General features: G+C 63.0%; 20 protein-coding genes. 10 read left to right on the top strand and 10 right to left on the bottom strand.

What is annotated here, in order from left to right:
- Positions 1–78: 78 nt before the first annotated feature.
- Positions 79–1017, bottom strand: a complete 939-nt coding sequence (locus CSC67_RS20750) for a fumarylacetoacetate hydrolase family protein (RefSeq protein ID WP_245220318.1) — start codon at positions 1015–1017, stop codon at positions 79–81.
- A 305-nt stretch (positions 1018–1322) separates the two neighbouring features.
- On the bottom strand, positions 1323–2003 hold the full coding sequence (locus CSC67_RS20745; protein ID WP_118996377.1) for a GntR family transcriptional regulator: 681 nt from the start codon (positions 2001–2003) through the stop codon (positions 1323–1325).
- Between the two features lie 142 nt (positions 2004–2145).
- Between CSC67_RS20745 and CSC67_RS20740 the strand changes: the two genes are divergently transcribed.
- Complete coding sequence (locus CSC67_RS20740; protein ID WP_118996376.1) at positions 2146–3435, top strand: arsenic transporter; 1290 nt, start codon at positions 2146–2148, stop codon at positions 3433–3435.
- Between the two features lie 110 nt (positions 3436–3545).
- The gene (locus CSC67_RS20735) at positions 3546–5045 is read left to right on the top strand and encodes a catalase (protein ID WP_118996375.1); all 1500 of its coding nucleotides are present in this window, start codon (positions 3546–3548) and stop codon (positions 5043–5045) included.
- 148 nt (positions 5046–5193) lie between these two features.
- Here the strand turns inward: CSC67_RS20735 and CSC67_RS20730 are convergent, their stop codons facing one another.
- Positions 5194–5883, bottom strand: a complete 690-nt coding sequence (locus CSC67_RS20730) for a GntR family transcriptional regulator (RefSeq protein ID WP_118996374.1) — start codon at positions 5881–5883, stop codon at positions 5194–5196.
- A gap of 104 nt (positions 5884–5987) precedes the next feature.
- On the opposite strand from CSC67_RS20730, the gene CSC67_RS20725 reads away from it, so the two are divergent.
- The 4 genes from CSC67_RS20725 to CSC67_RS20710 are packed head-to-tail and all read left to right on the top strand — an operon-like array spanning position 5988 to position 8286.
- The gene (locus CSC67_RS20725; protein ID WP_118996373.1) at positions 5988–6296 is read left to right on the top strand and encodes a hypothetical protein; all 309 of its coding nucleotides are present in this window, start codon (positions 5988–5990) and stop codon (positions 6294–6296) included.
- Positions 6297–6298: 2 nt separating this feature from the next.
- The gene (locus tag CSC67_RS20720; RefSeq protein WP_118996372.1) at positions 6299–7156 is read left to right on the top strand and encodes a DODA-type extradiol aromatic ring-opening family dioxygenase; all 858 of its coding nucleotides are present in this window, start codon (positions 6299–6301) and stop codon (positions 7154–7156) included.
- Positions 7153–7818: a cysteine hydrolase family protein gene (locus CSC67_RS20715; protein WP_167752985.1), complete on the top strand. Its 666-nt coding sequence runs from the start codon at positions 7153–7155 to the stop codon at positions 7816–7818. The genes CSC67_RS20720 and CSC67_RS20715 overlap by 4 nt, the downstream gene beginning before the upstream one ends.
- 15 nt (positions 7819–7833) lie before the next feature.
- Positions 7834–8286 (top strand): carboxymuconolactone decarboxylase family protein, encoded by a 453-nt coding sequence (locus tag CSC67_RS20710; protein ID WP_118996370.1) that lies wholly within the window; start codon positions 7834–7836, stop codon positions 8284–8286.
- Positions 8287–9087: 801 nt separating this feature from the next.
- Here the strand turns inward: CSC67_RS20710 and boxB are convergent.
- Positions 9088–10581 carry a benzoyl-CoA 2,3-epoxidase subunit BoxB gene (boxB, locus tag CSC67_RS20705; protein WP_118996369.1) on the bottom strand — a complete coding sequence of 498 codons (1494 nt, stop codon included), beginning with the start codon at positions 10579–10581 and terminating at the stop codon, positions 9088–9090.
- A 244-nt stretch (positions 10582–10825) separates the two neighbouring features.
- Complete coding sequence (locus tag CSC67_RS20700) at positions 10826–11632, bottom strand: IclR family transcriptional regulator domain-containing protein (RefSeq protein WP_167752984.1); 807 nt, start codon at positions 11630–11632, stop codon at positions 10826–10828.
- Between the two features lie 188 nt (positions 11633–11820).
- Here CSC67_RS20700 and CSC67_RS20695 point away from each other — a divergent pair, with 188 nt between their 5' ends.
- Positions 11821–12984, top strand: a complete 1164-nt coding sequence (locus tag CSC67_RS20695) for an alpha-hydroxy acid oxidase (protein ID WP_118996367.1) — start codon at positions 11821–11823, stop codon at positions 12982–12984.
- Positions 12985–13069: 85 nt separating this feature from the next.
- Here CSC67_RS20695 and CSC67_RS20690 read toward each other — a convergent pair whose 3' ends face one another.
- Together CSC67_RS20690 and CSC67_RS20685 are read right to left on the bottom strand one after the other, a co-directional pair.
- Positions 13070–15454, bottom strand: a complete 2385-nt coding sequence (locus tag CSC67_RS20690; RefSeq protein WP_118996366.1) for a catalase — start codon at positions 15452–15454, stop codon at positions 13070–13072.
- 230 nt (positions 15455–15684) lie between these two features.
- On the bottom strand, positions 15685–15885 hold the full coding sequence (locus CSC67_RS20685) for a CsbD family protein (RefSeq protein WP_118996365.1): 201 nt from the start codon (positions 15883–15885) through the stop codon (positions 15685–15687).
- A gap of 349 nt (positions 15886–16234) precedes the next feature.
- Between CSC67_RS20685 and CSC67_RS20680 the strand changes: the two genes are divergently transcribed.
- Together CSC67_RS20680 and CSC67_RS20675 are read left to right on the top strand one after the other, a co-directional pair.
- Positions 16235–17176 carry a DnaJ C-terminal domain-containing protein gene (locus tag CSC67_RS20680; protein WP_118996364.1) on the top strand — a complete coding sequence of 314 codons (942 nt, stop codon included), beginning with the start codon at positions 16235–16237 and terminating at the stop codon, positions 17174–17176.
- Positions 17173–17490, top strand: a complete 318-nt coding sequence (locus CSC67_RS20675; protein WP_118996363.1) for a chaperone modulator CbpM — start codon at positions 17173–17175, stop codon at positions 17488–17490. Before CSC67_RS20680 ends, CSC67_RS20675 begins: the two co-directional genes overlap by 4 nt.
- A gap of 54 nt (positions 17491–17544) precedes the next feature.
- On the opposite strand, the gene CSC67_RS20670 is transcribed toward CSC67_RS20675, so the two are convergent.
- Both CSC67_RS20670 and CSC67_RS20665 read right to left on the bottom strand, forming a co-directional pair.
- On the bottom strand, positions 17545–18465 hold the full coding sequence (locus tag CSC67_RS20670) for a ZIP family metal transporter (RefSeq protein ID WP_118996362.1): 921 nt from the start codon (positions 18463–18465) through the stop codon (positions 17545–17547).
- Positions 18466–18474: 9 nt separating this feature from the next.
- A complete protein-coding gene (locus CSC67_RS20665) occupies positions 18475–19404 on the bottom strand; it encodes a LysR substrate-binding domain-containing protein (protein ID WP_118996361.1) in 930 nt (309 codons plus the stop codon).
- Positions 19405–19516: 112 nt separating this feature from the next.
- On the opposite strand from CSC67_RS20665, the gene CSC67_RS20660 reads away from it, so the two are divergent.
- A complete protein-coding gene (locus CSC67_RS20660) occupies positions 19517–20563 on the top strand; it encodes a YeiH family protein (protein ID WP_118996360.1) in 1047 nt (348 codons plus the stop codon).
- Positions 20564–20750: 187 nt separating this feature from the next.
- On the opposite strand, the gene CSC67_RS20655 is transcribed toward CSC67_RS20660, so the two are convergent.
- A complete protein-coding gene (locus CSC67_RS20655) occupies positions 20751–21713 on the bottom strand; it encodes a sigma-54 interaction domain-containing protein (protein WP_118996359.1) in 963 nt (320 codons plus the stop codon).
- Between the last annotated feature and the right edge of the window lie 149 nt (positions 21714–21862).

Genomic DNA, 21862 nt, shown 5'->3' with positions numbered 1-21862 from the left:
TCTCCGTTATGGTTGTCACTGCATGCGTGGCGCCGGATCCGGCCCCTTTCACTTCAACAACGGTGCTGCCTGCTCATCCTACAGCGCTTCGGCCTTGACTTCGTTGGACAATCTGCCGATGCCCTCTATGCTTGCGACCAGCCGGTCGCCCGATTTCAGATAAATGCCCCGGCCCATGCCCACACCCGTCGGGGTGCCGGTGGCCACGACATCGCCAGGTTCCAGCGTGACGATAGTGGACAGATAAGAGATCTGCTCTCTGACGGTCCAGATCATATTGGCCGTGGTGTCTTCCTGCATGGGTTCGCCATTGACGTCAAGGCGCATTCGGACCGCCTGAGGTTCGGGAATCTGCCACGCCGGAACGATCCAGGGCCCGATCGGCGCAAAAGTGTCATGGCACTTGCCTTGGAACCAGTCGTGCTTGAACGGGTAGTCGGAGCGCACGTTCAAGTCGCGCGCCGATATGTCGTTGATGACCGTGTAGCCGGCGACATGGCTCAAGGCATCTTCCACCGGGATGCGGCGGCCCCGCTTGCCGATGACCGCCGCGAGCTCGATCTCCCAATCCAGCATCCGGGTTTCGGGCGGCATCAGGATCGTATCCCCGTCTCCTATCACGGTGTTGGAAAGCTTCAGGAACATATAGGGCTTGCTTTGCGCCTTGGCGGCCAGTTCGGTACCCATTTCGCTGGCATGCTCGGCGTAGTTCGATGCCGCGCAAAAAATGCGCTGGGGAACGTAAGGCGGCGCAATGCGCGCGGCATCGGGAACCGGCTTCAAACCCCCTTCCTGCGCCCGACCTTCGGCGAGAGGCGCCGCGGCCTTGAGCCATGCCTGCGCTTCCTGCCAGTCGCCCAGCATCGCCCGGACACCCTCCGGCGCAAGCCACTCCTGCTTGGCCGGAGGCGCTCCGGCCTTGAGGACCTGCTGCAGGTCGTACAGTTTTTCGCCCAAGGCGAGCGCGGGTTTCAAGCCGGCTCCGTCGTCATAGGTACCAAATCCCATCCAACTCATCGTCCCACTCCTCTGTCTTGTTTGTGTACTCAAACTTCATAACTTGTATACAAGAATATTTTATTGAATTCTACAAGTCAATAACTGTCGACGAATTTAAGGGAAAACCATATCTATGAAAACGCCGCTCCCGGCGCAACAAAAGTACGTGCGCGTTGCGCAGGCCTGCGCCCGCTTGTCGCTCGACGAAAAACGCCCTGGCAGGCGCCGCTGCCCGAATAGGGGCGACAGCTTGTCAGGGCGTTCGGAACGTCGTCATGCCGCCGTCACGGCCGACGCGCAGCGCGACACGGGCGTATGCGGCTTCAGCCGTGCTCGAAATGCTGCAACACGTTCATCGCGGAATTGGCGGCGTGGCTGTACATGGCCCGTGCGGCCGCTTCGGCGTCTTGCGACAGCAGGGCGTCGACCAGCTCGTCGTGTTCTTTATTGGATTTTTCGATGCGATTGTCGGAGACGAAGAAGCCCTGGGCGCGGAACGGCGCCAGGCGCTGGCGTATTCCCAGGGCCATCTCTTGCAGGACGTTATTATGGGCGCCCGCGTAAATGAGTTTGTGCAGTTCGTCGTTCAGTCGCGAATAAGCCTTGGTATCCTTGTCTGCGGCGGCTTGGCGGGCCTCGTGGTGCGTGCGCTCTATCCTCTTGCGCTCGGCGGGAACCGCCCGCAGGGCGCACAGCTTGGCGCACAACGCTTCAACTTCGCCGGCCGCCTCGAACAGCTCGTCGAGTTCCGACGGCTTGATCGTCGCGGCGGAAAAACCTCGCCTTGGCATGTAATGCACCAGGCGCGTCACGGCCAGCTGGCGCAAAGCGTCGCGCACCGGGCTGCGCGAGACGCCGAAACGGGTCGCGATGGATTGCTCGTCAAGCCGGGCACCCGGCAGGATGCGGCGCAGGACGATTTCTTCGGCGAGCTGGTCGGCGATAGTTTGCGAGAGGGTTTTGCCGTTTTCCATGTTCATTTGACCCCGGACGTTGGTGCGCATGATGACGCGTTAAGTCGAATGGATCTACAAATCCATAATTTGTCTACAGTTTTTCATTATCCCATACAATCTCGGCTTCAAGCCATACGCACGACGCCAACTACCCTTGCGCTCGGCGTCTTCGTTAAAAAACACGCTATCCATGTTCACCGCCACCGCAGTCTTTTTTCTTACCCTTGTCCTTGTCGTCTGGCAGCCCCGGGGCCTGGGCATAGGCTGGAGCGCCCTGATCGGCGCGGGGCTGGCGCTGGCGACAGGGGTGGTTCATCTTGCGGACATACCCGCGGTATGGGCGATAGTCTGGAACGCCACGGCCACTTTCATCGCCATCATCGTGATCAGCCTTTTGCTGGACGAGGCCGGCTTTTTCAAATGGGCGGCCCTGCATGTGGCGCGCTGGGGCCGGGGACGGGCGCGGCGCCTTTTCATGGCCATCGTCCTGCTGGGCGCGGTGGTGTCCGCTTTCTTCGCCAATGACGGCGCAGCCCTCATCCTGACCCCCATCGTCATGGCCATGCTGGTGACCCTTGGCCTGAGCCCGGCAGCCACCCTGGCTTTCATCATGGCGGCGGGGTTCGTCGCCGATACCGCCAGCCTGCCCTTCATCGTGTCCAATCTGGTCAACATCGTGTCGGCCGATTTCTTCGGCATCGGCTTCGGCCGCTATGCGTCGGTCATGGTGCCGGTGAACGTAGTCTCGGTGGCGGCCACCTTGCTGGTACTGGTGGCTTATTTCCGCGGCAGCCTGCCGGCCGTGTATGACAAGACGCGGCTGCGCGCCCCGGCAAGCGCCATCCGCGATCCGAACACTTTCCGTGCCGGCTGGCTGGTGCTTGCGCTGCTGCTGGTGGGCCTCTTCGGGCTGGAGCCGCTGGGCGTGCCGGTCAGCGCCGTGGCTTCGGCCGCAGCCTTTGCGCTGTGGGTCGTGGCCCGGTCCAGCCGCGTCATCGACACGCGCAAGGTGCTGCGCGAAGCGCCCTGGCAGATCGTCGTGTTTTCGCTGGCGATGTATCTGGTGGTGTATGGCCTGCGCAACCAGGGTCTGACGGACCATCTGGCGGCTTTGCTGGATGCCTGCGCAAAGCACGGCGTATGGGCGGCCGCCTTCGGCACGGGCCTCTTGACCGCCCTGCTCTCCTCCGTCATGAACAACCTCCCCACTGTGCTGATCGGCGCCCTGTCCATCGATGCGAGTCAGGCCGGCGGTCTCGTCAAGGAAGCCATGATCTACGCCAATGTGATCGGCAGCGACCTGGGCCCCAAGATCACTCCGATAGGCAGCCTGGCCACCCTGCTCTGGCTGCACGTGCTGGCGGGCAAGGGCATGATGATTTCGTGGGGCTATTACTTCCGGGTCGGCGTGGTGTTGACTCTGCCGGTATTGCTGCTGGCCTTGGCCGCGCTGGCGTTGCGGCTCAGCCTGATGGGCTGATGGCCGCCCATCTATTGGCACGGGCCGGGGGCGCGGCTATAGTGGACGGTGATCCGGCGCTCCGTTCGGCATCCAGCGCGCCGGAAGTCAACCCAAAAAGGAGAATCCGAATGAGCGACTCCAGCAAAGATCTGGCCAGACATTCCACGACCGGCTCGGGCGCACCGGCGCAAAGCGATCGCAATACTTTGTCGGTGGGCGCCGACGGCCCCCTGCTGCTGCACGACGTGCACTTTCTGGAGCAGATGGCGCACTTCAACCGCGAGAAAGTTCCCGAGCGACAGCCGCATGCCAAAGGCGCCGGCGCTTTCGGCGTGTTCGAAACCACCGAGGACGTCTCGGCCTACACCAAGGCCGCGCTCTTTCAAAAAGGCTGTAAGACCGAAATGCTGGCCCGCTTTTCCACGGTGGCCGGCGAAGCGGGAAGCCCCGACACCTGGCGCGACGTGCGCGGTTTCTCGCTGAAGTTCTACACCACCGAAGGCAATTACGACCTGGTGGGCAACAACACGCCGATCTTCTTCGTGCGCGATCCGATGAAGTTTCCCCACTTCATACGCAGCCAGAAGCGCCTGCCCGACTCGGGCCTGCGCGACAACCACATGCAGTGGGACTTCTGGACCAACAACCCCGAAAGCGCGCATCAGGTCACTTATCTGATGGGCGAACGCGGCCTGCCCCGCACCTGGCGGCACATGAACGGCTACGGTTCGCACACGTATATGTGGATCAATGCCAAGGGCGAGAAGTTCTGGGTCAAATATCATTTCCACACGCAGCAGGGCATGGCGTTTTTCAGCAACGAAGAAGCCGCCGAAATGGCCGGCAAGGACGCCGACTTCCATCGCCGCGACCTCTTCGATGCCATCGCGCGCGAAGAATTCCCCAAATGGGTGCTGTCGGTGCAGGTCATGCCCTATGCCGACGCCAAGACCTACCGCTTCAATCCCTTCGATCTCACCAAGACCTGGTCGCACAAGGACTACCCGCTCATTCCGGTGGGCACCATGACGCTCAACCGCAACCCCGAGAACTTCTTCGCCCAGATCGAACAGGCGGCGTTCTCGCCGGGCAATACGGTGCCGGGCATCGGCCTGTCGCCCGACAAGATGCTGCTGGGCCGCGCCTTCGCCTATGCCGATGCGCAGCGCAACCGCATCGGCGCCAACTTCCACCAGTTGCCGGTCAACCAGCCCAAGGTGCCGGTCAATACCTATATGTTCGATGGCCACATGGCTTACCACCACAGCGGCAATGCGCCGGTGTACGCCGCCAACAGCGGCGGCCGGCCCTGGGCCGACGACACCGGCCCCGTGCCCGATGGCTGGGAGTCCGACGGCGACATGGTGCGTTCGGCCTATACGCTGCATGCCGAAGACGACGATTTCAGCCAGCCCGGCACTCTCGTCCGCGAAGTATTCAGCGACGAACAGCGCGACAAGCTGGTCGACCAGGTGGCCGGAAGCCTGCTTGGCGGGGTGCGCAGCCCCGTGCTCGAGCGGGCCATCGAATACTGGAAGAACATCGACGCCGATGTGGGCCGACGCATCGAAGAACATGTGTTTTCAGGCCGCGGCGACGACCCCGCCGCCGGCATGGGCGATGCCTGACATGCATCGTTAGAGAAGCATCGCTAGGGCGACGGCACCCGGACCCGGGCGGCCCGGCGACGCCTTTGGTCCGGCCTTGTACGGCCGGACCAAAGGCTTTTTTATTACGGGAATCGCGCGGATGGCGTACGCCGTCGCAAGCGGTGCTTCAGAGCGCCGGCGTGGACGCGCGCCCATCGCCGAGCGCCTTCAGCACGTTGGCGCCGGTGCGCTCCACATGAGAGCGCAGCAGTTCGCAGGCTTCGTCGGCGCGGCGTTCGAGCGTGGCGGTGCAGATGTCGACGTGCTCTTGGCGCACGTCGCGGTCGATGGGGTTGTCGGACAAGAAAATGCGGCGGTAACGGTCGTTGAGATCGTGCAGGGTTTCACAGAAGTGCAGCAGCAGCGGCATGCCGCAGGCCGATATTAGGCGCCGGTGAAAGACGCTGTGAAACTGCTCCCACTGGCTGACGCCCTGGGCGTCGACGCGTCCGCGCTCGATCTTGTTGAGCCGGTGCAAAGCGGCCAGCACCTCGCCTTCCCATACGTCGTCCCCGTTCTTGATGGCTTCGCGCAAGGCGTAGCTTTCGAACTGCACGCGCAGGCGGATCACTTCATCGAGATTGTTCTGGGACACGGGCACGACCCGGTAGCCGCGCTGGTCTTCAGTGGCCACGAAGCCTTCGGCGCACAGGCGGGACAAGGCCTCGCGCAGCGGGCTGAGACTGACGCCGAACATGCTGCGCAATTCGTCCAGCCGCAGTTTGGCGCCGGGCGCGAAGTCGCCATGGGCAATGCGTTCGCGCAGCATGGCGGCAATGCTGCTGGCAAGAGTGGGTGTGGAGTCGGCCTTGTTCATGGATTTGTCTGTCGCCCGGGAAAGCCCCCGATTGACAGCGATTATAAACCCAACTACATTAAATCGATATTATTATCCTAAATCGAAATTTAAAAGGAATATCGATGGGCATCCAGGATACGGACCGCACTTTGCCGTCCAATCGCATGGTGTTTGAACTGCGTCGTGATCGGCAGCGCTACCAGCAGTTCCAGCAAGACATCGAAGCTTCGATGGAACACTACGGCTTGACCGAGCCCGAGCGGCAGGCGTGGCGCAATATGGACATCGCCGGCCTGGCCGGCATGGGCGTGCACCCCTATTTTCTTCCCCAGATCAGCCGCCTGTTCAAAGGCGGCGGCTACAACCACAACAACAGCGATGCCGCGCGACTGTACGCCGAAAAAATGGGCATCCAGCAAGAGGACAAATAATCATGGCAAAGCTCGTTGCAACACTGGGCATTGCCCACGCGCCCGGCGTTACCGGCTGGATAGACCGCGCCCCGCAAGAACAGCAGGAAGCGGTGCTGGCCGGGTATAAGGAATTCCACCGCCGCATGCAGGAACTCAAGCCGGACGTGGTCATCGGCGTGGCCAACGACCACCTGCTCAACTTCCCCATGGAGAACGTGCCCGACTTCTGCGTGGGCATCGGCGACCACTGGCAGGGCCCGGCGCCCTGGTTCAAAGACTGGCTCAATGTGCCCGACTACCAGATCAAGGGCCATCGCGAACTGGGCCGCGCGCTGGTGCGCGAATCGGCCAAGGCCGGCATCAACCACGCCTTCGCCGAAGAACTGCTGTTCGACGACAACTGGTCGGTGCCGCTCATGTTCCTGTTTCCGCAGTACGATGTGCGCTTCGTGCCGATGCACATGAACTGCATCGTGCCTCCCGTTCCCGGCGCTTCGCACTGCCTCGACGTAGGCGCGCAAATCGCGCGCATCGTCGAGAACTTTCCTTCCGACGAACGCGTGGTTCTCATGACCACGGGCGGTCTCTCGCACGACCCGGGCGGGCTGGATTACTTCACCGTACACGAAGAATTCGACCGCTGGTTCATGCAGCTGCTCGAAACGGGCGATCTGGACAAGGTCCGCAAAGAGGCCACTTTCGAAAAGCTGCTTACCGGCGGCGACGGCGGCGCGGGCGAGCTGCTGGCATGGCTGGTGGCCATGGGCGCAGCGGCCGAGCTGGGCAATGCCAAGGCCGAAAGCGTCTTCTATGTGCCGTCGGTTCCCATGCGCTGCGGCATGGGCGGCTCGTACTGGGCGCTGCAGGAGGCTGCATGAACACAGCTCAAACCGTGCAAGACGGGCCTTTATGCGAGGCTCTGCGGCCCGAGTCCGCGGCGCTGCTGGTCATCGACATGCAGAACGACTTCTGCGCGCCCGGCGGCTACATCGACAAAGTCATGGGCAAGGACGTCAACGCTGCCGCAGGCATTTGCGACAATCTGTCGCGCTTGCTGAGGGCGGCCCGCAGCCACAAGGTGCCGGTGCTGTGGATCGGCGCCGACTATTCCCATGACCGCATTCCGGCCTCGATGCTGCGCAAGCTTCGCCAGCGGGGCATCACGGCGGTGTGTTGCGAGCCGGGCACCTGGGGCGCCGACTGGTTCTGCGTCAGTCCCGAACGGGGCGAGCCGGTCGTCATCAAGCATAATTACAGCGGCTTTTCAGGCACGCAACTCGAGCAGGAACTGCGCGCCCGCAACGTGGAAACGTTGGTGCTGACCGGGGTGCAAACGCAGATCTGCGTCGAGTCCACAGCCCGCGAGGGCCATTCGCTGGGCTTTACCTGCGTGGTGCCCAAGGACGCAGTCGCTTCCCATACGGCCAATCTTCACGAGGCCAGCCTGATGAACATGCAGTTCCTGTTCGGCGAGGTGTGCACGACGCAAGATGTGGTGTCGGCCTGGTCGCAGGCGCCCTCTCCTATTTCTTCCAACTGATAAAGAGTCTGTCAAATGCTACCCAAACGAATCAACGTCGACGTGGTCCGCGAATCCATCGGTGAATACAGCGATACCAAGAAAACCGCGGAGGAACGCGGCAAGATCTATGAAGAGCTGTTGGGCTTCGTACCGCCGCGCATCGAGGCGCGCATGAACGTCACGGGCGCGCTCGATCCGAAGATGGTCGACCTTCAGGAGCAGATGCGCGAACATGCGATGTATCCGGAAAGCTTCGATGTGAAGACGACGCAGCTGATGCTGTTCGGCATGCTGCTCATTACGCTCAGCGATGCGGCGATTCTGCACGGCATGGCGGCGCGGCGCGCGGGGGCCACCTGGAAGGAGATGCAGGACGTGGTCAATCTCACCTTTCTGTTCCGCGGGCTTTCGGCGGCGAACCGGGGCGCGGAGATTCTGGCCAATATCGCTGAGCGCGAGGCGGCTCAAGGGGACAAGGCGAAGTAATCTTATTGGGCTTGGCCTCCTAGTAGTTCAATGTTCGAATGCTGTCTGATTTTAGAGAGAGCATTCTGGCGATAGCGAGTGTCTGGATTGCGTATCGGACACTCGTTTTGTTTTTGGCGAGTCGTTGTTGTTGTGATGTGGTGGGACCATGTTTGAGTTCTTGAAGCGGCATGGGGCCGGTTGATATTTTGGGCGCCGCTCGCTGCGGCCCGGCTTTGCCGGGCTTCCCTCCTACCCTATCATTTTCGGGGCGCCCGCAGAACTCGCGGCGGCGGACCGGTGGTCCGCCAAGCGTGCCGCTCAGACAGCTGCGGGCTTGCACCCCCGAAAATAACAGGGTACTCGGCTTGCTCGAACGTCGCCCAAAATATCAACCGGCCCCACGCCTCATGGTTTCGAATGGTGCGGCGCCCGGTGGTTTTGTAGATGTGACGATATCAGTGACTTTGCGGTGGCCGTACTTGAGTCGCTACCGACTTTCATGGTGGCAGCATGCCGCCGATACGATACGTGCCTCGCACGCAAGCCGTCTCCTTGCTGCGATGCAGTCCCTGCGCTGCGGGGGTGTGCTTGGGCGGGCATTGGTGGGAGAGCCAGGCGCACGCGAAGGGAGCCCGAACGGGCGGACGAGCGGGACAGGCGTGCCCGAAGGGCCGACCGCCGCTGCCCGCCCAAGCACACCCCCGCAGCGCAGGGACGGATCAAGAACAAAGAACCTCACTACCAACCGCAGAGGCAGGCCAAGAACACAGAGGCGGAGCCGGATATGAAGGCCTCTCCCTTGCCAAGGTTATCCGACCGTCAATCCGCAGCCGCCGCGTCGTTATCGTAGATCTTCACGTATTCGAAATCGCCCGGCTTGCTGTTGATGCCTACGCGCGGAGGCGCGATCCAGCTGGCGTATTTGCCGGGTTCATACACCGGCTTCATCAGCGAATTGATGAAGTCGTGATCGGCCTCGTTGCACAGCCATTCGTCCTTGCGCGCCTCGAATTCCTCTGCCGAGATCAGCTCGCCTTCCGGCGTGATGCTATGCCCCGCGAACTCGCCGATCTTGCGGTTGAAACCCTTGTGCGGCTGGGTGAAGCGGAAATCCACGCCCGCATTGGCGATGATCTTGTTCCAGCGGTCCATGCCGCCCTGGCAATCCTTGATGTAGTCGTCCAGCAGCCGGCTGTTGATCGCGCTGAGCGCCGGCGCCTCTTCCGTCACGATCCCGCCGTCGCGCACCCTCATCACCGGATACGTCGCATCGGCCAGTACGTGATCGTCGTCGATACGCGTTTCCTCGTAGCGGCCCTTCAGCCCCGCGCTGTACAACTCGGCGCCGTTGCTCGAGATCTCCGAGCCGAACAGGTCGCGCGTGACCGACATGTGGAAATTGGCCTTGCGCTGCAGGGTCGGCAGGTCGATGACGCCCAGAGCGCGGATGGCGTCGACATCGTACGGGTTCTTGATGCCGGCGGCGTTCATGGCCTTGACCGTGGCTTCGATGGTGCGGCCTACACCCGTCTCTCCGACGAAGAGATGATGCGCTTCTTCGGTGAGCATGAAGCGGCAGCTGCGCGACAGGGGGTCGAAACCGGATTGCGCCAGCGCGGCCAGCTGCATCTTGCCGTCGCGGTCGGTAAAGTAGGTGAACATGAAGAAGGACAGCCAGTCGGGCGTGCGTTCGTTGAAGGCGCCCAGGATGCGCGGGTTGTTCTTGTCGGCCGAGCGGCGTTCGAGCAGACCCTTGGCCTCTTCGCGGCCATCGCGTCCGAAGTACTTGACCAGCAGGTAGACCATGGCCCACAGATGCCTGCCCTCTTCCACGTTGACCTGGAAGAGATTGCGCAGATCGTACAGCGAGGGCGCCGTCTGGCCCAGGTAGCGCTGCTGCTCGACCGAGGCCGGCTCGGTGTCGCCTTGAACGACGATGAGGCGCCGCAAGACGGAACGGTATTCGCCGGGCACTTCCTGCCACGCGGGCTCGCCCTTATGGCGTCCGAATGGAATGGTGCGACCTTCTTCCTTGGGCGCCAGCAGGATGCCCCAGCGGTATTCGGGCATCTTGACGTGGTCGAATACCGCCCAGCCGCTGGGGTCGACGCCGACGGCGGTGCGCAGATAGACGTCGGCTTCCTGGAACCCTTCGGGGCCTGCTTCTTTCCACCACTCCAGATAATCGGGCTGCCAGGCCTCCAGCGCGCGCTGCAACTGGCGGTCGCTGTTGAGGTCGACGTTGTTGGGAATTTTGTCGTCGTAATTGACTTCGACATAGTTCTTGCTGCGGATGGCTTCGCTTGCGCTCATGATGTTCTCCCCGGCGGGCGCCTGGGCCCGACACTAACTGGCTGATTCGACGGGAATGCTCCCGGCCCCGACTAAAAATGCATTTTTATGCACATTTAATCGTTAATAGGCATCATAGTGCGTTCTAGAAGCGGTTTTTTGATAAAAATCAAGCTTTGAAGTGAAAACACATCAGCTCAATATGTGCAAAGCCTTCCCTCTACTGAAGCAAGAAGAGGCCGGACACGGCAGGTCCTTCAAATACCTACAGCTCGCTTGATTCGAATCCGCGCGCCGTGAGTAATTGGGACATGGCTTCCGAAGCCTTTTGCATGGGCGCCAGATACGAAGAAAGAATCTGTTCCAGCGCCATCACTTCGGGAATCCAGATCAAGGCCAGGCTTGCCACGCAGCGCTTGCTTGAAAAAATGGGCACGGCCAAGGCGCCATATCGGGCGGGCGTGTTCGGCGCCGCGCGCGTGGAGTCATAAATGGCATACCCCTGTTGCCGGATCTGGAGCAATTCCTTGTCAAGGAAAGCCAAGTCGAAATCTCCACCGACCCTGCGATGGCGCAACGCAGCGTCGATCCAAGCTTGTCTGTCAGCGGGTTTATTCCAGGCCAGAAAAGCTTTGCCGACGGCAGTAAACAGCAAAGGAGGCCGGAGTCCGAGCGCGTGGTAGTTCGGTGTCAGGCTGCAACGTGTATTGGTGTCCAGGATCACCATCTCGAAACGATCCAGGACAGCTAAGTTGGTGGGCCAAGGAACTTTGCGCTCCAGCGTTCGGCGTACCGGCGCCGTAATCTCCGACAGAAGCCGGCGCGCTTGCGACAACGAAGGCGCCGCCGAGGCGTCCGGCACCGAGAAGTAACGGCCGTTCATAGGATTGCGATCCACCTGGCCCGCTTGCCCCAGAGTTTTCAGAATGCGCAGCAACGTAGCCCGCGACAAACCCGTGCTCGCCATCAAGTCGGGCATGCTCATGCTCTTTTCGTGCTGAAGCCGGCGCAGCACGATGAGACCGCGAGCAAGCGAATCGATGGTCTTCACTTTTGCGTTGATTGCACTCACAGCACTCATGGCCTCGATAAAAAGTGTTCACCAGGTGAACTTGATGATAACTCTCCGTCTCGCAAATTCCTAAAATCCCCTCAAGATTGAAGCTCGATGAGGCGTTTTCCCAGGAATGAACGCCGTCGCACCCGCTCTCGAGCCCTGTCGCAGTTCGACCGTATAACCTCGAGGCTCAGGAGAACAGAATGCAGGCCTTGCAATGCGTGGAAGACGCCCGCCGGCAGGCTCGGCGCCGGATTCCGAAGATGTTCTATGAGTTCGTTGATTCAGGCTCATGGACCGGCTCGACCTACGCGGACAACGAGGCCGCGTTCGCCGCCTTGAAGTTTCGTCAGCGCATAGGCAAGAACGTCGATCAGGTGACGTCGGCAGCCACGATACTGGGCGGCGAAGCCGCACTGCCGCTGGCGGTGGCGCCTACCGGGCTGGCCGGTTTCGTCTGGCCCGATGCCGAGATCCTTGGCGCGCGGGCGGCGCATCGTTTCGGCGTCCCTTATAGCCTGTCGATCGGCAGCGTATGTTCACTGGAAGACGTGCGCAAACATACGGATGGGCCACTATGGATGCAGGTCTCGCTGCTGAAAGATACAGACTTTTTGCAGAAGCTGATACGGCGAGCCAAGAAAGCCCGCTGCGAGGCGCTCATACTCACCATGGACTACCACGTGGCCGGGCGCCGCTATTGCGATGCTCGCAATGGCTTGACGCTGCCGCCGCGCCGTTCGCCCAGGCAGATGCTGGATCTGCTGTCGTCGCCTCGCTGGTGTCTCGCGATGCTGCGCACTTCCAACCGCGGCTTCGGCAACGTCATCGGACATGCCAAGGGTGTCTCTGATCTGGCCTCTTTTGCCAAGTGGCATGCGAACCAGTTCGTACTCGACATTAATTGGGACCAGGTGAAGCGGCTCAAGGAGGCATGGGACGGCCGCCTAATCGTCAAAGGTGTGCTCGATGCCGAGGACGCACTGCTTGCCATCGATGCCGGCGCCGATGCACTGAGTATCAGCAACCAGGGAGGACGCCAGCTAGATGGCGCGCCAGCCGCGGTGCAGGCACTGCCCTCCATTGTCGACGCCGTAGGCGGCAAGGCGGAACTTCTGCTTGATGGCGGCGTGCGAAGCGGACAGGACATCGTTCGCGCTTGCGCGCTTGGTGCAAGCGGCGTACTGGCCGGCCGCGCATGGCTCTATGGGGTAGCCGCGGGCGGAGAGGACGGCGTGTACCGCGTGCTGCAGATCCTGAGGGAGGAGATGCTGAGCACCATGGCTTTTTGCGGTGTCAGAAGAGTGTCCGAGATCGGCCCGCATGTGCTTTACTCCCCGGCGTCGATCCGTAGGCAGCAATCGTAAAGCAAAAAGAGCCCGCGTAGGGCGTTCATGCCGGCTGCCGCCCGCCCTCGGCCAAGGGCGGGCGGAACAGCAAAGTACATATGAATCACGCGGCAGGACGCTCCCGCTCGAAATGCCGGTGATGGCCCAGGGCGGAAATGAAGTTCTGCAAGGCCTTGGCTTCGCTCTTTTCCGTAACGAATATCCCCGGCAGCTCCTCGTCCTGCGGCGTGATGCCCGCCTGGCGCAATAGCGCCTCGGCATCGCGCGAGGCCCAGATGGTCTTGGAATGCAGGAACTGATCGGTCAGGAACTCGCGCGCCTTGGGATCCGCCGCCAGGCGTTTGGCCGCCTCCGCTCCGCCCGGCACGATGACTCCGTCGAACAATACGCCGGGATGGTTCTCCAGCGAGGCGTCGGCATCGATGGCCTGGCCGTTCCCGGGAGTGATGGTGCCGATGTGCGGGCCGACCAGGCGCACCACGGCGCCCTGCTCCTGCAGCGCATAGGTGGCGTCCCATACCGCGTCACCGTCCACGCCGTCCGCGACCAGCACGGCGACCTGGCGGGTCTGTATGCCGGCCTCGCCCTGGCGTGCCGTCAGGGACAGGGCCGGGGACACTTCCACCTCGGGCTTGGGCGGCTTGGCCAGGGCCCGGGGCATGGCTTCGGGCAGCTCCATGCCCAGGCCCTGAGCCACCTCCGCCGCCAATTCCTCGGAGGCGTTGCGCAGCATGGACACGACGCGGCGGCGCACCGCCGGCACGGTCACCTTGCTGAGCTCGAAGCGGAACGCGGCAGCGATGTGGCGTTGCTCGGCCTCGGTCTGGCTGTTGTAGAACAGCGCCGCCTGGTTGTAGTGCTCGGCGAATTTTTCGGGTTTGCCTCGCACCTCATCCTGTTCCACAGGCTCGGGAAAGGACACGAAGCCCTGGGCGCCCGCCTGGAAGGGACAGCCGCCGCCCAGCGAGTTGGGTTCATACGAGGAGCGGCCGCGGTGGATGGCCTGCCTGTGCATGCCGTCGCGCTGGTTGTTCTGCACCGGCGCCAGCGGCGCATTGATGGGCAGTTCATGGAAATTGGGGCCGCCCAAACGGCTGATCTGCGTGTCCACGTAGGAATGGATGCGGCCGGCCAGCAAGGGATCGTTGGTGAAGTCGATGCCCGGCACGACGTGGGCCGCGCAGAAGGCGACCTGCTCGGTCTCGGCAAAGAAGTTGTCGGGATTGCGATCGAGCACCATTCTGCCGATGGGCTGCAGGGGCGCGAGTTCCTCCGGCACGATCTTGGTCGCGTCCAGCACATCGAAGCTGAAGGCTTCGGCCTGCTCCTCGGTAAAGGTCTGCACGCACAGTTCCCATTCGGGATAGGCGCCCGACTCGATCGCTTCCCACAGGTCGCGCCGGTTGTAGTCGGGATCGGCGCCCGAGATCTTGACGGCCTCGTCCCACACCAGCGAATGCGTGCCCAGCTTGGGGTTCCAGTGGAACTTCACGAAGGTCGACTTGCCTTGCTCGTTGACGAAACGGAAGGTGTGTACGCCGAAGCCCTGCATCATGCGGTAGCTGCGCGGGATCGCCCTATCCGACATCTGCCACATCAGCATGTGGGTGGATTCGGGCATCAGCGAGACGAAGTCCCAGTAGGTATCGTGCGCGGAAGCCGCCTGCGGCATGGCGTGATGCGGCTCGGGCTTGACGGCGTGAACCAGGTCGGGGAACTTCATGGCGTCCTGGATGAAGAACACCGGCATATTGTTGCCCACGAGGTCCCAGTTGCCTTCGTCGGTATAGAACTTCACGGCAAAGCCGCGCACGTCGCGCGCCGTGTCCTTCGAACCCCTCTCGCCGGCCACCGTCGAAAAGCGCACGAAAACCGGCGTGATCTTGCCCGCTTCGGCGAACAGCGAAGCGCGCGTCAGCTCGGTCAGGGGCTCGTAGCACTCGAAGTAGCCATGGGCCCCCGAGCCTCGCGCATGCACCACCCGCTCGGGAATGCGCTCGTGGTCGAAGTGGGTAATTTTTTCGCGCAGGATGAAGTCTTTCAGCAGGGCCGGCCCACGCAGGCCGGCTTTGAGCGAATTCTGGTTGTCCGCCACCTTGACGCCCTGATTGGTCGTCAGGGGCTGCCCTTCGGGATCGGCCCGGACGCGTTCGAGCGAACCGCCCGCCGCATTGACGCCGGGAGCCGCCGGCTTGCCATACTTGTCGGTATGGTTTTTTTCCGCCAACGTGCTGCCGGTCGCATCGCGTGAAGGCGGCTCGGCCGTCGCGCCTTCCGGCGGGGCCAGTGCATTGTCGTGGCCGTGTTCGGCCTGCTTGTTGGGATTGTGGGGCATGGCCGAGGCCATCTTGCCCACGGCGGCGGCCTTGGCCACCCCCTCGCCGTCCTTCATTCCATCGGCAGGATCATGGGCGGGACCGCTGTCGGTTGAGTTGAAGCCTGTCGCCGCGGCTTGCGCGGCCTGTTCAGGCGGTGTCGATTTAGCCATCTGTGTCTCCTGAAATACGGCAACGGTGTCAACGCCCGTGCGCCGGCAGCCGGGGCATGTGCCGTGCCCGTGACCGGAAAAGCCGTGAAGATTGAATACGAGGCGGCCAACGCAAATGCCGCAGTGTCTTTCTGCGGCCACGTTGGCCGTTGTTTACGCCGGCGACGGCGCGTCATGGCACGGCGCCGGCGGGCGCCCGGAAGCCGGTCGGATGCCGGCTTCTATCGCCTTCAGCGGTTGTTGTCGAAAAACTCCTTGACCTCGCGCTCGGCTTCTTCGCGCGTCCTGCCGTAGCGCTCCTGCACCAGGCCGGCCAGCTGCTGGGCGTCGCCCTTGGTTCTGGTGAGTTCGTCGTCTGTCAGGTCTCCCCAGGCTGCCTTGGCCTTGCCTGCCAGTTGTTTCCATTGGCCTTCCATCGTGTCTTTATTCATGAGCGAACTCCTTCTCAGAAAAATTGGCGGAGCAGAGCCCGCTGCTCTGCTCTCGCGAAGGTGCGAATGCCCGGTGCCGCCCTTTGGACAGGTGGTCCGGGCTCTCACCTGGCCTGCGGCCCGGGCACCCGCGTCTGCCTCATAGCAAGCCCCATACCTGCGAGGTTCAACAGAGGGCAGGCGCCCCGGATCCGACGCCTCTTTGCGTCGTGGGCCGGAATACGATCGATGCTCGCCGGCAGGGCCCATGAACGGAGCGCCGGCCGGTGGACGTCCCGCGCCGGCGGGCATGTGCTTTGCAAGATTTGCCGTTGTTGGTAATCTGGCGGCAAACCCTTCGGGAGTCGGAATGAAATACATCGATTACTACGAAGTCCTTGGAGTGGCGCGCGACGCCACACAAGACGAAATAAAAAAGGCCTATCGAAAGCTGGCCCACCAGTACCATCCGGACGTATCCAAAGAAGCCGGCGCCGAACAAAAGTTCAAGGAGGTCGCCGAGGCCTACGCCACGCTCAAAGACTCCGAAAAAAGAGCGGCTTACGACGCGCTGGGCCGCCATCCCCAAGGCGAGGACTTTGTCCCGCCGCACCAGTGGCAGCAGCATTTTCATGAAGAATCGGCTGATTTCTCCGACGTCGATCTGGCCGACCTTCTGGCCGCTTTCGCGGCCGCGCAGCGTGCCGAAAGACAACAGCGCGCGCATCGCCCCTTGAACGGGCAAGATTTCGAAGTCAGCATGCCGGTCACGCTGGAACAGGTCTATACCGGCGCCGAGGCCGACCTTACCGTCTCGCTGCCCGACTACGACGCACAGGGCATGCCCCGCCGCAGCCCCAAGACTTATCGCATACGCATTCCCAAGGGCGCCTCCGACGGCCAGCGCCTGCGCCTGCCGCAAAAAGGCGGCGCCGGGTTCAACGGCGGCCGTGCGGGCGACCTGTATGTCACGATGCAGTTCCAGCCCCATCGCCTGTACCGGGTCGGCGGACGCGACCTGTCCATCGATCTGCCTCTGGCGCCCTGGGAGGCCACGCTGGGCGCCGTGGTCGAGATCCCCACTTTGGGCGGGGCCGTGGAAATGAAAATCCCCGAAGGCACGGTGGCCGGCCGCAAGCTGCGCCTGTCGGGCCGGGGCATGCCCGACTCGTCCGGCAAACATGGCGACCTCTATGCCATCGTCCAGATCGACGTACCGGCAAAGCTGTCCGCCCGTGAGCGCGAGTTGATGCAGCAGCTTGCCGCCGAGTCGCGCTTCAATCCGCGTTCCTATCCGGGAGCAAGCACATGAAGACCCAAATCACCGAAAGCGTCTGGCTCAACGCCTCGGACATCTGCTCGTTCGAGCACGTGGTCGAAGTGTCGGGGCTTAGCGCGCAAGAGCTGCGCGAACTGATCGAGACCGGCATCATCGAACCTTCGAACGACGATCCGGGCAATTATTTCTTTCATACGCAATGCATCGTGGTGGCGCGCAAGGCGCGGCGCCTGCGCGACGACTTCGAGCTGGACACCCGGGGCCTGGCCCTGGCGCTGAACCTGCTGCGGCGGGTCGATGACCTGGAAACCGAGATCGCGCGCCTGCGCGCCCGACTCGGCCGTTAGCGCCGCCGCTCGCCACCGCCTGTTTTTCGGAGCCCCCGCGACGGCGGCAAGATGCTAGCCCAGCGCGGTGTCCAGCACCATCATCAGCACGAAGCCCACCATCAGCCCGCCGGTGGCCCAGGCTTCGTGGCCTTGGCGGTGCGACTCGGGAATGATTTCGTGGCTGATGACGAACAGCATGGCGCCCGCGGCGGCGGCCAGGCCCCAGGGCAGCAAGGCGGCCGACAAGCCCAGGACGATGACGCCCAGCACCGCCGCCACCGGTTCGATCAGGCCCGAAAGAATGGCGATGCCGGCGGAAAGCCTCTTGCTGTAGCCGACCGAATGCAGGGCCAGCGCCACCACCATGCCTTCGGGAAGATCCTGGATCGAAATGCCCGCCGCCAGCGACCTGGCCCCCACGCTGTCGGGCCCCGCGAAGGCCACGCCGATGGCCAGCCCTTCCGGAAAGTTATGCAGCATGATGGCCATCACGAACAGCCAGGCGCGCTTCATCGCGCGCGAGCGCGACCCTTCGACCCCTTTGACGAAGTGCTCGTGAGGCATGAGGCGATCGATGAGAAACAGGGCGCCCGCGCCGGCCAGTATGCCCAGGCCCACCAGCCCGCCCGCGCCCCAGGGACCCGAACCCTGGTCGCTGGCCACGTTCAGCGCCGGCAGGATGAGCGAGAACGAGCTGGCCGCCAGCATGACGCCGGCGCCGAATCCCAGCAGGGTGTCGGTGAAGCGCTGCGAATAGCTGCGCGACAACAGCAGCGGCACGGTACCCAGCGACGTGGCGCCCGCCGCCCCCAGGCCGCCCAGCAAAGCGCCCTGCATGGCAGCGTCGCCGGCGCTGATGGCTTGGTAGACGTGCACGCAAAGCACACACAGCAGCAGAGCCGTCACTATCCATAGCCAGCGCAGTCCCGGCCCGGCCGGCAGCGGGCTGGGAGGAGCGTTGCGGTTTATGGACGACGAAGCGGGTTTGTTCATGCCGTGCCTCTATGGCTGCGGGTGCGCAGGCGGCTCGCGCTCCTGCAGCATGGTGGAAAACGCGTGGGCCGCGGGAGACAAGGGACGCTGCGCCCGTTTCAACAGAAATAGCGGGCGGCGATAGCGCTCTGCCCGCCTGGTGTTCATGGTAGCCACGCGGCCCAGGGCCAGCAAGTCTTGAACCACTACTTCGGGCAGCATGGCGACGCCCAGGCCCTGCGCCACGGCGCGCGCAATGCCTTCGTTGCTGCCCACTTCGATCGTGTCGCCAAGTTGGACGCCTTCGTCCCGCATCAGACGCTCGGTGACCTCGCGAGTGCCCGAACCGGCCTCCCTCACCAGCCAGCGCGCGCGGCTCAGGCTGCGCGCGTCCACCTCGGCGCTTCCCGTCATGCCGGACCCGGGCGGCGCGACCAGCAGCAAGGTTTCTTCACGCCAGCGCAAGGCGGTGATGCCCGGGTCGCTCACCCCGCCTTCGACCACCGCGACATCGACGATGCAGTCCAGCAGCCCCTGGCCGATGGTGGCCGTATTGCCGACCACGACGCGCAGTTCGACGTCGGGGAACTGCTCGGCGAACAAAGCGAGATAGCCCGGCAGCCAATAGCCGGCGACGGTCGTGCTGGCCCCGATGACCAGGCTGCCCTTCTGCAGGCCGGTGCGGGCGCCCAGATCCTCCAGCGCCGCGCGTTCCAGCGCAAAGATGCCGCGCGCATGTTCGTACAAGGCCCGACCGGCCTCTGTCAGGCGCAGGCCCCGGCCGCCCTTGCCGCGCGCCCCGCCGCGTTCGACCAGGGCCAGGCCCAGTTGTTCTTCGAGCTCGCGCACCGCCTTGGAGGCCGCCGACTGGCTGATGTGCAGCAATTCGGCGCCGCGCGAAAAGCTGCCCCGGGTCGCGACCGTGAAGAATATGCGGGTGAGATGAAGATTCAGTCGCATGGCCCTATGAGTTCAATTCATGCATTTGTGAAAAATGGGTATTGGACTCATATTACTGCAAACTATAAGCTTAAGCCTGACTTCCGTTGGACTTTCATACAGGCAATAGCGCATGACGCAGACCGCCACGCTTTCTTCTTCCCGTTTTTCCATTCTGACTCGCCCGGGCTTCTTGCCTGGCCTGGCCCTGACAGCCGCGCTGGCCGCCGTCGGCACGCTGCTGGCGCAGACGTCCTGGCTGCAACAGGCGGGCCTCAGCCCCCTCACCCTGGCCATCGTTCTGGGCATGGTCGCCGGCAATACCTTCTTCCCCGCCATTGCCGGGCGCACCGCCGCCGGAGTGGATTTTTCCAAGAACCTACTGCTGCGGGCCGGCATCATCCTGTTCGGATTCCGCATCACCTTCCAGGACATCGCCCACATCGGCTGGGCGGGGGTGTTGATCGCCGCCCTGATGGTCGCCTGTACTTTCGTACTGGCCGTGCAGCTGGGCACGCGCGTGCTGCGCATGGACAAACAAACCGCCATGCTCATCGGCGCCGGCAGCGCCATTTGCGGCGCCGCCGCCGTCATGGCGGCCGAGCCCGTCGTCAAGGGCCAGGCGCACAAGGTCACCGTCGCGGTCGCCACGGTGGTGGTGTTCGGCACGCTGGCGATGTTCGCCTATCCGCTTCTCTATCCCCTCATCGGCATGTCGGAGCAGGCCTTCGGCGTCTATGCCGGCTCCACCATCCACGAAGTGGCCCAGGTCGTAGCGGCGGGCTCGGCGGTCAGCGAGGCGGCGGCATCGACGGCGGTGATCGAGAAAATGATGCGGGTGATGATGCTGGCTCCTTTCCTGGTCCTGCTGTCCGGCGTGCTGTCGCGCGGCGAAGGCGGCGGCGCCCGCCGTGTCGTCATCCCCTGGTTTGCGGTATTGTTCATCGCGGCGGCGGGAATCAATTCGCTGCAGCTTCTGCCCGCGGCGGTCGTGCAGGCGATTCTGCATGTGGATGCCGTATTGCTGGCCATGGCCATGGCCGCCCTGGGTCTGCGCACCCGCGCCGGCGCCTTGCGCGAAGCGGGACTGCGCCCCATGCTGCTGGCCGCGACGCTGTTCGCCTTCTTGCTGGTGGGCGGCTATGGCATCAATGTAGCCGTCATGTCTCTGCTTGGATGATGGGCTTTCCGGGTTCTTAGGCGCCGTTGGAGGCGATGCTGTACATGCCGCGCGGTCGGGCGGATCGAGGCAGCGCCCTCCAACGCGCGGCATGTACAACATCGCCTCCAACAGCTTGCATTAGCGGCTTGCCACGGATGCCGCGAACAGACGGCTACTTACTCGGCACAGGGTTTCAGCGCATGCCTCAGGCCGCCTGGAAGGCGTAGCCCTGCTTGCGGAATTCTTCGAGCCGGTTGTAAAGCGTTTTGGGGCTGATGCCCAGCGCCATGGCGGTGCGGCGCTTGTCGCCGCCATAGTATTCGAGCGTGGCCATGATGACCGCGCGCTGTGCCGAATTGAGCGGCGTGCCCACTGCAATCTTGAGCAGGCCGTGCTTGACCTCGAGCCGGCGCGGCTGCCCCTCGGCGTTCATGGGCAGGACTTCGACCTCGTCGTCGGCCAGGATGAAAGCGCGCATGACGGTGTTCTTGAGTTCGCGCACGTTGCCGGGCCAATGGTAGTTTTCGAGCTGGTACAGGGCGTCGGGCGCAAACACCTTGTTGGTGCCTTCTTGTTCGTTGAGCTCATTCAGAAAACGCCGCGCCAGGTAGGCGATATCGCTTTTGCGCTCGCGCAGCGAAGGCACGCGAATGGGGAAGACCGCCAGGCGGTACAGCAGGTCGGACCTGAAGGTATGAGCCTGCACAGCCATCTTGGGGTCGCGGTTGGTGGCGGCGATGATGCGCACGTTGACCTTGCGCTGCTCGGAGCCCCCCACGCGGTGATAGGTGCCGTTCTCGAGCACGCGCAGCAGTTGCACCTGCATGGACAGTGGCATCTCGGTGATTTCATCCAGAAACAAAGTACCCATGTGGGCGCGCCCGAAACAGCCCTCGGTGCTGCTGACCGCGCCGGTGAAGCTGCCCTTTTCGTGGCCGAAGAGTTCGCTTTCAGCCAGCGAGGGGCTGATGGCCCCGCAATTGACGGCGACGAAGGGCTGGTTGCGGCGCGGACTTCGCCCGTGGATGGCGCGGGCCACGACCTCTTTGCCGGTGCCGCTTTCGCCGATGATCAACACGCTGGCTCCGGTGGGAGCCGCCTTGACGATGGAGCGTGCGAGCCGAAAGGCGGCCGGCGAATGCCCGAGGAATCGTGAGGTTTTAATCATGGATGAACCTGGTTTGAATCGAATCCGCGATACCTCGCGGCAGTTGAATCAGCCTGGAGCCGAAGTTGAACAGTACGGCCGGCGCTTCTCCCATCTTCTTTAACCTTCAAGGATAAAGCTTTAGCGAGCCAAAATACATTGGTGTTATC

This window comes from Pusillimonas caeni (assembly GCF_003545815.1).
Classification (GTDB): domain Bacteria; phylum Pseudomonadota; class Gammaproteobacteria; order Burkholderiales; family Burkholderiaceae_B; genus Pusillimonas; species Pusillimonas caeni.
Note: the sequence above shows the minus strand (reverse complement) of the source record. Positions and strands in the feature narration are given on the sequence as shown.